Origin of the sequence: Tenebrionibacter intestinalis (genome assembly GCF_016632365.1) — a bacterium.
Taxonomy (GTDB): domain Bacteria; phylum Pseudomonadota; class Gammaproteobacteria; order Enterobacterales; family Enterobacteriaceae; genus Tenebrionibacter; species Tenebrionibacter intestinalis.
The window spans coordinates 41,350-54,016 of sequence record NZ_JAEPBH010000016.1 but is presented as its reverse complement, the minus strand read 5'-3'; the positions used below and the strand labels follow the sequence as shown (position 1 = coordinate 54,016).

Here is a 12,667-nt window from a genome sequence, read left to right as displayed (position 1 = left end):
GCTGATTATTATTGAGAATGTATGTTTAATATTAATAGAACAAATAAACTTTTTTTTGTACTGGGTACAGGACTTAGTGGGATAATATCTATTTTAACTTTACCGATATTAACATGGTTTTATGCTGTAGATATTATTGGTATCTACAGTATTTTTACAGTTACTTTCATACTATTTAGTACGTTATTTAGTCTCGCTCTTGAACAAGCGGTTATCCGGGAATATTATGAGACGGAGAATAAAACTGCACTTATTTCAGGCGCTTTTTGTAGTGGGATTCTGGCTGCGATAATCCTATCATTGTCATTTGCTGTTTTTTATCAATATATATCAGAGTTTGTTTTTGAAACTCATAATGGTTATGGCTTCATTTTAATTATTTTATCCGCGCTAGTTTATCACTGGTATCGATATCAGTCTTTGCTCTTAAGAATGGAAGGGGAGTCTTTTTATTTTTTCATTCTACAGATAAGTCAAAAAATATTTTTTCTAGTTATAACATGGGTTGTTTTTATATTTAAAAAGAAATTGGGTTGGATTGATATAGTTAGTATTTTCATATTCTCATCAATATTATCCAGTTTGATTTCTGTCGTTTGTATGCGTAAATTAAAAGTAACATTATATGCTGGAATAAAAAAATCATATAAAAAGAAATTTAAAGTTTATATAAATTATTCATTACCGCTTTTATTTTCATGTGTTATAGTTTGGGGGATGGGAGCAGTGGATAAATATGCTTTAAAAATTTATTCAAATGCTTACGAGCTTGGTATTTATGCTAATGCTTTTAGAGTTGCATCGGCGTTAGTTTTATTACAGCAATTGATATCCACGATCTGGATACCTACGGCTATGAAATGGTATACAGATGGTGAACCAATAAATAAATATGAACGTGTTGCTTCATTAGTTTTATTCATTTCGGCAGTCTCCTTTTTTATCATTTGTGCTGCTTCACCTTTGCTGCACCATCTGATTCATCCTGATTACTGGCCATCGATAAAACTAATTCCTATAATTTTACTTTATCCAGTATTTTACATTCTTTCAGAAATTACAGGCGTTGGTTTATATTTTAACAGAAAAACTAAACATACGGTGTTTATTTCATTTTGTACTTTTATTTTCTGTATGCTCATAAACGCCGTTTTAGTTAAGAAATTTCAATCACTGGGAGCAAGTGTTGCCATCGCAACCAGTTATTTTATTTTTTTCTTCCTTCGTACTATTTTCTCATCAATAGCGTGGAAATATCTGTTATCTATAAAGGATTTGTTTACTTTATTCCTGTTGGTTGCGGGTGGAATTGGTATATATAGGGAAGTTATTTCTTTTACGCTTATTATTTGTATAATAATAACGCTTTTTGTATTGTACTATAGCTTACTGAAAGCTGTAATCAAGGAGGGAATCAAATGAATATTGGCATAGTCACAACGTGGTTTGAACGCGGGGCAGCGTATGTATCACGTCAGTATAAAGATGCCTTTGAAGAACAAGGGGGAAGTGTATTTATTTATGCCAGAGGCGGAGAAAAATTTGCAAAAAATGATCCTAACTGGGATTCCTCGAAAGTTTACTGGCAAGAAAAAAATGCTTTTCCTATATATAATTATGTGGATAAAAAAGAGTTTGAGAGTTGGTTATTACAAAAAAAAATAGATGTTGTTTTATTCAATGAACAAGTGTGGTTTGAGCCTGTAATCTTATGTAAACGCCTTGGTATCAAAGTTGGCGCTTATGTTGATTACTATACGGAGTTGATGTTGCCATGTTACGATATTTATGATTTCCTTATTTGTAATACTAAAAAACATCTATCAGCGTTTTCTACGCATAAAAATGCTATTTATTGTCCATGGGGAACCGATGTAAATATCTTTGCTGCACATGAACAAAGAGTAAAATCAGATAAAGTTCGTTTTTTTCATTCTTGCGGAATGAATGCTCACCGTAAAGGTACCGATCTACTATTAAAAGCTTATCTTTCGTTAACAATAGCTGATTTAAAAAAATCAGAGCTTATAATACATAGCCAGTTAAGTATAGATCAACTTGGAGAAAAACTTACATGTGAAGAGAAAAAATTATTTGAGAGTTATGTGAAAAATAATAATATTAAAATAATTACCAAAACGGTAACTGCACCAGGACTATATCATTTAGGTGATGTTTATGTTTATCCATCGCGGCTCGATGGGCTTGGTTTAACGATGGCAGAGGCAAAAAGCTGTAGCATGCCTCTCATTGTACCTAATGATGGACCGATGAATGAATTTATAAACCAATCGATAGATACCGCAATTAAAATTAATAAAAAATTTGCACGAGCAGATGGATACTATTGGCCACAAAATGAATGCTCAATAACAGATTTAACCTCAGGATTAGTAACTTATATAGAAAACAGGGAACAATTATCTGAATGGCAGGAAAAAGCAAGGGCCGATGCTTTGGAGAATTATGTCTGGAAAAAGAATTCTGCCTTCCTTTTAGATAAAATTAAGGATATTAGTATTACTCCTTTAGATGAGACTGTTGTCAAATTATGTGTTGCTTTTAACGAGAAAAGATTCCCTAAAATTTATCAATGGAAAACACTTTATGCTTTAGCATTTAAAATTTATAATTCTATATTTAAAAGCTAATAAGGATATGAAGATATGTACGATTACACTATAGTTGGTGCTGGCTTTTTTGGTGCAGTGTGTGCACATGAATTAAATAAATTAGGTAAAAAAGTACTGGTAATTGATAAAAGAGGACATATTGCAGGTAATGCATATACAGAAGACTGTAATGGAATACAGATGCATAAATATGGAGCTCATATATTTCACACAAATGATAAAATAATATGGGATTACGTTAACTCTTTTTGTGAGTTTAATCGTTTTACTAACTCACCGATGGCCAATTTCAAGGGAAAACTTTACAACTTACCGTTTAATATGAATACTTTTTATCAGTTATGGGGAACTATTACACCCGCTGAAGCTATTGCTAAAATTAAAGAACAAAAAGAAGGTTTTGTTCTTGATCTAAATGGCGAACCTTCTAACCTTGAAGAAATGGCTATCTCATTAGTTGGTAGTGATATATATAATATTTTAATTAAAGGATATACAGAGAAACAGTGGGGAAGAAAAGCTACTGAACTGCCTTCATTTATTATCAAGAGGATTCCTGTAAGATTTACATTCGATAATAATTATTTTTCTGATAAGTATCAAGGTATCCCTATAGGTGGCTATACAAAGTTAATACAAAAGATGCTTTCAGGAGTTGAAGTGAAGTTAAACTACGATTACTTCGAACATAAAGAAAACATACAACAAAATACAAAAAAGTTAATTTATACAGGGCCTATAGATCGGTATTATGACTATAAGTATGGAGAACTTGAATATCGTTCTCTGGACTTTAAAACTGAAAAACTAGATATAGAAAATTATCAAGGTTGTGCTGTTATTAATTTTACGGATGCAGAGACGCCTTTTACCAGAATAATTGAACATAAACATTTTGATTATGTAGATACTGATTTTACTCTTATTACTAAAGAATATCCACAGAATTGGGATAGGTCAAAAGAAGCTTATTATCCGGTTAATAATGAAAAAAATATGCATGTTTATAAACAATACGCTAAATTGGTGAAGCAGGAAGTGGATGTAATATTTGGTGGAAGGTTGGCAGAGTATAAGTATTATGATATGCATCAAGTAATACGATCAGCCTTACACACAATACAAAAAATTACTGCTCTGAGTTAATATTAAATAAGGGCCGTTTGTGATATATATATTAATTCTCATACCATTGTTTGTTGGAGCTTGTACGTCTATTTTCTCTCGAAGGAAATACGCGGGCTTTGCTTTTATAGTAATGCTGTCACTTGCTATTATCGCTTCAATAAGACCGGGCACTGGTACTGATTATCAAGAGTATAGTAACATATGGTATGCTATAAGTGCATCATTGAATACCAGTCAGTTGGACCTACATTATGCTGGTATTGAGTTTGGATATAAGTATTTTATATATTTCCTTTCGGCAGTAGGCGATATAGATACATTTTTTGTACTGAATGCTGTAATAACGATAGGCTTAGTTTATATTGGCTTGTATCGATTGCGTGATATATTAAAATTTAACCTATTGCTGGCTGTTTTTATTTTTTTTTGCTGCTTTTATATCCCCTATGTATTTAATGCAATGCGACAAGGTATAGCTATGGGGATGTTTGTTTTTGCTCTAAAAGATTTCTTTAATAAAAAGACGTTTAGAGTTTTAACTATTAGTGTATTAGCGAGTATGTTGCATTCTACGGGATCTTTGATTTTTATATCCTATCTCATATTTATTGCAGAATTACGTTTAACTTTATTTTGTTATATCACGATAATAATATCTACAATTCTTTATTTGAGTAATGCCCTTGTCAAACTGGTAAATATTATAGCACCAGGGAAATTTGAGCATTTTATGGTTTCATGGGGTGGGGTAGATATTGTATCTCTGTTGCTTCGATTAATAATAATTTTTTGTCTATTATTTTTTCGATATTCATCGCTACAAAAATCAAAGGCTCTAGATAACTTACTGATAATATATATAACAGGATTCTGTTTGTACCTTATTTTTTATGATGCCGCTATGCTGGCAGCAAGGTTTAATATGTTTTTTAGGGTGTTGGAGATAGTAATATATCCTTGCTTATTAGTGTTTCTTCGAAAACGTGAAAAAATTCTATTTTTCTTGTTTGTTATTTCCGTGTGTTCTGCTCAATTATATATAGCAGCATCAAACCCTGATAATTATTGGGAAGGATTCTTTTGAGGTTTATATGATAAGTAACAATAATATGAAATTTATAGATGTAGTTATACCAAGCTATGAGCGACTTGAATTGCTTGTAAGTGCAGTGAAATCTGTACTGTTGCAAACCATTCCAGTAAAAACTATATTTGTTATTGATGATAATTCTTCCTTTACTGAAGTAGAGCTTAGAGCACATTTGACTTCGGTTGGTTTAGATGACAGTAAAGTGCTTTTTTATAGAAATGAAAAAAATCAAGGGGCCTGCTTCAGTCGTAATCGAGGTATTAATTTATCTTCAGCTAAATTTGTCGCTTTTCTTGATGATGATGATACATGGCAAGAAAATCACCTTGAAACTTTGATGAACCAATTTATAGAAGTACCTGAAGCAGTATTAGCTTATAGTGGTAAGAATATTATAAATTATTCAAAAAATAAAATCCGAAGATCCTTAAATATTATTCCAAAAAACGATCAATTTAATGCTATGTTGGGATGCAATTACCCTGGATCAACTTCTTCCGTATTAGTTGATAGAGAAGCAATAATTTCTATCGGGGGGTTCGATTCCTCGCTTCCGGCTATTCAAGATTACGATATGTACTTGCGATTAGCTAAAAAAGGAAGCATAGTTACTTCGAGAGAATATACATTAAATTACAGAGATGATACAGCGCTAAAAATAACTAACCAGCTTGATAAAGCAAGAAGGGCCTATCAGGTAATAATGCATAAATATTCTGGTTCTGAACGTAAAAAACTGAAAAAAACGATCTGTATACAAAATTTAAAAAAATCGGTCAGATATTTTAATGTTAACTATTTTTTTATTTTTTTAAGTGATTATCTAAAAGGGGGTTAATATGTTAACGAATAAATCCGTTATAGCTGTGATAGTAACTTATAAAAGGAAGAATTTCCTGAAGAGCATAATTAAAAGCCTCAGTGAACAGACAGTTAATATAGAAAAAATATTAGTTATTGATAATAATAGCTCTGATGGTACGGAAGAATTAGTCAGGAATATTATTCGAAATAATCAAAATATTTCATATCATAATACAGGAGATAATCTTGGTGGAGCTGGGGGATTTAGATACGGTTTTACTAAAGCTCTGGAGTTTAACTTTGATTATTTATGGCTCATGGATGATGATTTACTTCCGGAGATAGACTGTCTGGAAAAATTGCTTGAAAATTGCCAAGGATCAGGAATTTTTCAGCCTATGAGATATGATAAAAGTGGCAACTGTGCTGAGCTTTCCCCATTAGAATATAATCTCACCAATCCTTTTCTTATAAGATCTAAAACTAAAACAGTAAAAGAAGCTGTATTAGAAGGCACTATTAATACTGAATCTATTTTTGAAATTCATAGCGTGCCTTTTGAGGGACCTTTAATTACCAGAGATATTATAGATTCAATTGGTTTGCCTAATGCAAAATTTTTTATATTTAATGATGATTTGGATTATTCTATACGAGCTAAAAAGAAGGGATATACTATTAAATGTGTGCCTAAGGCTAAAGCGATCAGATTACTAGATAACAATCTCTCAGCAGACCTGTCTTCATGGAAAGGTTATTTTATGTGGAGGAATTATTTTTATATTAACAGGACTTATGGAGAGAATTTTTTTGTTCGAATAAAACCATATTGGTTATCTGCAGCAGTATTTACATATTCACTCCTAAAATTTGATTTAGCTGCATGTAAAGTTATCTATCACGCTTTTTGTGATTCAAAGAAACTAACTAATTCTGAACTGTACAAACCGTAATGCTTGAGTCAAAATCTATAAATTATTTTGGTGATTAAATGAAAATATCAATTAGCGGTACAGGCTATGTTGGCCTTTCAAACAGCATCTTGCTTGCGCAACATAATCATGTAGTTGCATTTGACATTGATCATAAAAGAATTACGCTTTTAAATAAAAAAATTTCTCCAATTGCGGATGAGTATATCCAGGAATATCTTGAGCACCAGCCTCTCAATTTAGAGGTGACAGATAATAAATATGAAGCTTATAAAGATGCTGAATACGTCATTATCGCTACGCCTACAGATTACGATCCAAATACTAATTATTTTAATACAAAAACCGTAGAGGAAGTTATACAAGATGTCCTGAAAATTAACCCATCAGCAACTATTGTTATCAAGTCTACAGTTCCAGTTGGTTTTACAAAATTTATTAAAGAAAAATATTCGACTGATAACGTTATATTTTCTCCAGAATTTTTACGGGAAGGACGAGCCTTATATGACAATTTATACCCATCAAGGATTGTTATTGGTGAAAATTCCGAGCGTGCTATTCGATTTGCTGAATTGCTCAAACAGGGCGCAATAGAGAAGAATATTCCCGTTTTATTCACCGACTCGACGGAGGCCGAAGCTATTAAGCTTTTTGCTAATACTTATCTGGCGATGCGGGTTGCCTATTTTAATGAACTGGATAGTTATGCTGAAAGCTTCAACTTGAATAGTCGACAAATAATTGAAGGTGTTTGCCTGGATCCAAGGATTGGCACTCACTATAATAACCCTTCTTTCGGATATGGCGGCTATTGCCTTCCTAAAGACACTAAACAGCTTCGGGCTAATTATCAAACAATACCTAATAATCTTATTAGTGCTATAGTTGATGCTAATTGCACTCGTAAAGATTTTATCGCAAATTCAATTTTATCACGCAAACCGAGAGTTGTAGGAATATATCGGCTTGTAATGAAATCTGGATCAGATAATTTTAGAGCATCTTCAATACAGGGTATAATGAAGCGAATTAACACAAAAGGCGTTGAAGTTATAGTTTATGAGCCAACTCTATCTGAAGATGTTTTCTGTAATTATAAAGTTATCCATGATTTCGAAGTATTTAAGAAGTTATCTGACGTAATAGTTGCAAATAGAAAAACAGATGAACTTAATGATATAATTGAAAAAGTTTATACACGCGATTTATTCGGTAGTGATTAATTGTTGCAAAATATTTCATTGTATGGACACCAATAGCTATTCATATCTTGTTAAGCTGAGTTATTATTGTAACGATTACAAGACTGTGTATGTACGCAGTGAGCACACCTGACAGGAGTATGTAATGTCTAAACAGCAAATCGGCGTTGTTGGTATGGCCGTCATGGGGCGCAATCTGGCGCTCAATATCGAGAGCCGCGGCTATACCGTTTCCGTTTTCAACCGCTCCCGTGAAAAGACCGATGAAGTGATTGCCGAAAACCCCGGCAAAAAGCTCGTTCCTCACTATTCAGTACAGGAGTTTGTTGAGTCTCTGGAGAAGCCGCGCCGTATCCTGTTGATGGTTAAGGCAGGCGAGGGGACGGATAAAACGATCGCGTCTCTGAAGCCCTATCTCGAAAAGGGCGATATCCTGATAGACGGCGGCAATACCTTTTTCCAGGATACTATTCGCCGCAACCGTGAACTGTCTGCTGAAGGCTTTAACTTCATCGGTACCGGCGTATCCGGCGGTGAAGAGGGGGCGCTCAAAGGTCCTTCCATCATGCCGGGCGGGCAGAAAGAGGCTTATGAACTCGTCGCGCCTATCCTTAAGCAGATAGCCGCTGTAGCCGAGGGTGAACCCTGTGTGACCTATATTGGCCCTGATGGCGCAGGCCACTATGTGAAGATGGTTCATAACGGCATTGAATATGGCGATATGCAGCTAATTGCCGAGGCTTATGCTCTGTTAAAGCACGGGCTGAATCTTTCCAATGAAGCGCTGGCGCAAACCTTCTCTGAGTGGAACCAGGGGGAGCTTAGCAGCTATCTGATTGATATTACCAAAGATATCTTCACGAAAAAGGATGAGGCCGGCAATTATCTCGTCGATGTTATCCTTGATGAAGCCGCGAATAAAGGTACCGGTAAATGGACCAGCCAGAGCGCGCTCGATCTCGGTGAACCCCTTTCGCTGATTACGGAATCGGTCTTTGCTCGCTATATCTCCTCGCTTAAAGAGCAGCGCGTGGCTGCGTCAAAAGTGCTCTGCGGCCCCACTGTAAAAACATTTTCAGGCGATAAGGCTGAGTTTATTGAGAAAGTACGCCGTGCGCTCTATCTGGGGAAAATCGTTTCTTATGCCCAGGGCTTCTCTCAGTTGCGCGCTGCGTCACAAGAGCATAAATGGGATCTGCATTACGGCGAAATCGCGAAAATTTTCCGCGCCGGCTGCATCATTCGTGCTCAATTCCTGCAAAAGATCACCGATGCTTACGCTGAAAATCCGGCCATTGCTAACCTGCTGCTGGCGCCATACTTTAAGAAAATTGCCGATGATTATCAGCAGGCGCTGCGTGATGTGGTTGCTTATGCCGTACAAAACGGTATCCCGGTCCCGACGTTCTCTGCCGCAATTTCTTATTATGACAGCTATCGCTCGGCGGTATTGCCTGCAAACCTGATTCAGGCGCAGCGCGACTATTTTGGTGCGCATACCTATAAACGCATCGATAAAGAAGGGGTATTCCATACCGAATGGCTGGAAGGCTAAACGGTACTGGTAGCACCCATGACTCAAAAAACCAGCTTAAAAATAGCTGGTTTTTTTATTGTTAGCTTTACCCGAAACCGCATTTTGTTAACATTGCGCGCTGTGCTTATTTAAAGCTCAACGCTATTGCTACGGGGTTAAGCGTTTATGAACTTCCTTGTAACAGGCGGCGCTGGTTTTATCGGTTCTGCCGTTGTTCGATATCTGATTAATCATACCGATGCCAGGGTGGCCGTTGTAGATAAACTCACCTATGCAGGCAATCCTGATTCCCTGGCCCCTGTCTCAGACAGCGCACGCTATCGTTTTCACCGCGTCGATATCTGCCATCGAGCCGCGCTTGATGCTGTTTTTGCATCTTTCGCGCCTGATGTGGTTATGCATCTGGCGGCGGAAAGCCACGTCGATCGTTCGATTGATGGTCCGGCCGCGTTCATTGAAACCAATATTGTAGGCACTTACACTTTGTTGGAAGCCGCGCGTGGATGGTGGGATACGCTTCCTGCTAAACGTAAGGCGTCTTTTCGTTTTCACCATATTTCCACCGATGAAGTGTATGGCGATCTGGAAAGCAGCAGCGATTATTTTCGGGAAAACACGCCTTATGCGCCGAGCAGCCCCTATTCAGCATCAAAAGCAGCAAGCGATCATTTAGTTCGTGCCTGGATGCGCACGTATGGTCTGCCGACTATCGTGACAAACTGCTCGAACAACTATGGCCCTTATCATTTTCCTGAAAAGCTTATTCCATTGACCATCATTAATGCGCTGAGTGGCAAACCGCTGCCTGTTTATGGCTCAGGCAATCAGATCCGGGACTGGCTGTACGTTGACGATCACGCCCGTGCGCTCCACCGCGTGGCGACACAAGGCGTGCCGGGAGAGACATATAACATTGGCGGTCGCAATGAGCGAAGAAATATTGATGTGGTCACAACAATTTGTCGTCTACTGGATGAGCGGGTGCCTGAAAAACCCGCGGGCATTCAGAAGTTTGAAGACCTGATTACATTTGTTGCCGATCGCCCCGGCCACGATTTGCGCTATGCTATTGATGCGTCAAAAATCGAATGTGAACTGGGCTGGACTCCCCAGGAGACGTTTGATTCGGGTATTCGTAAAACAGTTGAATGGTATCTCACCCATCGCAACTGGTGGCAGCGAATTCTGAATGGCGCATATCACGATCAATGTCAGAAGGCCGGTAAAGAATAATGACAAAAGCAACGATGAAAGGAATTGTGCTTGCGGGCGGTTCAGGCACACGGCTTTATCCGACAACGCGCGGCGTTTCAAAACAGCTACTGCCGGTGTATGACAAGCCCATGATTTACTATCCCATTTCGGTACTGATGCTGGCGGGCATTCGCGACATTTTAATCATCACAACGCCGGAGGATCAGGCTGCTTTTCAGCGATTATTGGGCAATGGCGAGCGTTATGGCGTGACGTTTACCTGGCAAGCGCAGCCTAAACCCGAAGGCCTGGCGCAGGCGTTTTTGATAGGCGAAGAATTTATTGCAGGTCAGCGCTGTGCTTTGGTTCTTGGCGACAACATCTTTTTTGGCCATGGCTTTGGCCATCGGGTGCAGGACGTGGCGAGTCGCCTGTCGGGAGCGACGGTGTTTGGCTATCAGGTGACCGATCCGCATCGGTTCGGCGTGATTGAGTTTGATAAAGATTATCGGGTGCTTTCCATAGAGGAAAAGCCTGAACATCCCAAATCAAACTGGGCTGTTACCGGCCTCTATTTTTATGACGAGCGCGTTTGCGATTTTGCCCGCCAACTGGCGCCTTCAGCGCGTGGCGAACTGGAAATTACGGCCATTAACCAGCTATATCTTGAAGAACAGGCGCTAAATGTGGAGTTATTTGGCCGGGGTTTCGCCTGGCTTGATACCGGTACGTGGGACAGTATGACTGACGCTTCTCAGTTTGTGCATACGATAGAGAAACGTCAGGGGCTTAAAATTGCCTGCCTGGAAGAGATTGCCTGGCGTAAGGGCTGGATCACCACACAGCAGGTGCTTGATGAAGGCGCGCTGCTTGGAAAAACAGCCTACGGTAAATATTTACAGCGGATAGTGACCGCCTCCCGGGCAGAAGATGACGCGTAGCGCCGGTATTCACCGCGGGTTAAGATTTATGTCGGTTACCGGGCTACCGTTACGCATTATTTTCATGGCAAAGTGGATCCCCGTTTGGTTGTACTTGTGTAATACTATGCCGTTTCAATTGATGTGTATGAATTTGGTTAATAATTAATAAGGTCAATATGAATCATAATTTTCCTACAGCAAATGGCCACAATCGCGAGCCAGAAAACATTGACCTACTGGATATTGTGATGCAGCTTTGGCGCAGCAAGTTTACCGTCATCGCTTTTGTTGTGGTATTTATACTTCTGGCTGCCGCCTGGCTGTTTATTGCTAAAGAAAAATGGCGTTCTGATGCAATCATTACGATGCCGGATTCGGGGCAGATTGCCAACTATAACAACTCAATGAGCGTAATTTATGCACAGAACAAAACCAGCGCGCCTTCGGTCGTTGATATTCAAAACCGCTTCTTTAACCGGTTCAGTGCGTTAATTTCCGCGCTGTCTGAAGAGCTGGATAATCAGGGGGAGCCTGAAAAGCTGACTATTGAGCCTGTGGCAAAAGGCCAGGCGATGCCATTGAAAATTAGCTATATCGGTTCGTCTGCGGAAGTGGCGCGCAATACTCTGACCGCCTACATCGACAAAATTAATCAGCGTGTGATTGATGAGCTGAACCAGGATCTGGTGACGAATATTAACGCCACCATGAAGGATTTGAAGAGTTCGCTGGACACTCAGGAACTGGTCGCGAAAGAGAAACGTGAGAAACGTTTGTTAGTGCTGCGCCAGGCGCTGGCGATTGCTCAGCAGAGCAATCTTAAGAAAACGGAAGTTCAGCAGGCGGAATCACTGTCAGAAGATACGTTATTCGTGTTAGGTAGCGATGCGCTGTCTGCAACCATTCAGAATGAAGCCACGCGGCCGCTTCCGTTGGGCGAGAACTACTATAACACTCTGCAAGCCTATATGGCGGTAAAGGCGCTGGCACAAAAGGCCGATGTCAAATTCTCTTATCATTACGTGATGAAACCCACCTTGCCGGTGCGTCGGGACAGCCCGAAACGCGGCTTAACGCTGATACTGGCATTACTGTTAGGGGCGATGGCGGGCAGCGGCTACGTACTGGCCCGCAACGCTTTTCGCCACTATAAGCCTGCTGATTAAACGTGACGCGTAACGGGAAAGGGCCGGTTTTTTCGTCATGCTGAGCTGAGTGCTT

Annotated in this window: 11 protein-coding genes; all 11 read left to right on the top strand. The window is 38.8% G+C overall.

All coding sequences use genetic code 11. The features are described from left to right. Window positions 1-21: 21 nt before the first annotated feature. Window positions 22-1,422, top strand: coding sequence for a lipopolysaccharide biosynthesis protein (locus JJB97_RS07835; protein WP_238713469.1), 1,401 nt, complete (start codon window positions 22-24; stop codon window positions 1,420-1,422). Beyond that, window positions 1,419-2,651 carry a glycosyltransferase family 4 protein gene (locus tag JJB97_RS07830; protein WP_238713468.1) on the top strand — a complete coding sequence of 411 codons (1,233 nt, stop codon included), beginning with the start codon at window positions 1,419-1,421 and terminating at the stop codon, window positions 2,649-2,651. Before JJB97_RS07835 ends, JJB97_RS07830 begins: the two co-directional genes overlap by 4 nt. A 15-nt stretch (window positions 2,652-2,666) precedes the next feature. Then, window positions 2,667-3,779, top strand: coding sequence for a UDP-galactopyranose mutase (gene glf / locus JJB97_RS07825; protein WP_238713467.1), 1,113 nt, complete (start codon window positions 2,667-2,669; stop codon window positions 3,777-3,779). Window positions 3,780-3,798: 19 nt separating this feature from the next. Next, the gene (locus JJB97_RS07820; RefSeq protein WP_399198271.1) at window positions 3,799-4,845 is read left to right on the top strand and encodes an EpsG family protein; all 1,047 of its coding nucleotides are present in this window, start codon (window positions 3,799-3,801) and stop codon (window positions 4,843-4,845) included. 25 nt (window positions 4,846-4,870) lie between these two features. Beyond that, window positions 4,871-5,689 carry a glycosyltransferase family 2 protein gene (locus tag JJB97_RS07815; protein ID WP_238713465.1) on the top strand — a complete coding sequence of 273 codons (819 nt, stop codon included), beginning with the start codon at window positions 4,871-4,873 and terminating at the stop codon, window positions 5,687-5,689. Window position 5,690: 1 nt separating this feature from the next. Next, window positions 5,691-6,608: a glycosyltransferase family 2 protein gene (locus JJB97_RS07810; protein WP_238713464.1), complete on the top strand. Its 918-nt coding sequence runs from the start codon at window positions 5,691-5,693 to the stop codon at window positions 6,606-6,608. Window positions 6,609-6,646: 38 nt separating this feature from the next. Beyond that, window positions 6,647-7,813 carry a nucleotide sugar dehydrogenase gene (locus JJB97_RS07805; protein ID WP_238713463.1) on the top strand — a complete coding sequence of 389 codons (1,167 nt, stop codon included), beginning with the start codon at window positions 6,647-6,649 and terminating at the stop codon, window positions 7,811-7,813. A 124-nt stretch (window positions 7,814-7,937) separates the two neighbouring features. Continuing rightward, window positions 7,938-9,347, top strand: a complete 1,410-nt coding sequence (gene gndA, locus JJB97_RS07800; protein WP_238713462.1) for an NADP-dependent phosphogluconate dehydrogenase — start codon at window positions 7,938-7,940, stop codon at window positions 9,345-9,347. Window positions 9,348-9,494: 147 nt separating this feature from the next. Continuing rightward, complete coding sequence (gene rfbB, locus JJB97_RS07795) at window positions 9,495-10,562, top strand: dTDP-glucose 4,6-dehydratase (protein WP_238713461.1); 1,068 nt, start codon at window positions 9,495-9,497, stop codon at window positions 10,560-10,562. Between the two features lie 14 nt (window positions 10,563-10,576). Next, window positions 10,577-11,464 carry a glucose-1-phosphate thymidylyltransferase RfbA gene (rfbA, locus tag JJB97_RS07790; protein ID WP_238713489.1) on the top strand — a complete coding sequence of 296 codons (888 nt, stop codon included), beginning with the start codon at window positions 10,577-10,579 and terminating at the stop codon, window positions 11,462-11,464. A 158-nt stretch (window positions 11,465-11,622) separates the two neighbouring features. After that, window positions 11,623-12,612: an LPS O-antigen chain length determinant protein WzzB gene (gene wzzB / locus JJB97_RS07785; protein ID WP_238713460.1), complete on the top strand. Its 990-nt coding sequence runs from the start codon at window positions 11,623-11,625 to the stop codon at window positions 12,610-12,612. Window positions 12,613-12,667: the final 55 nt, after the last annotated feature.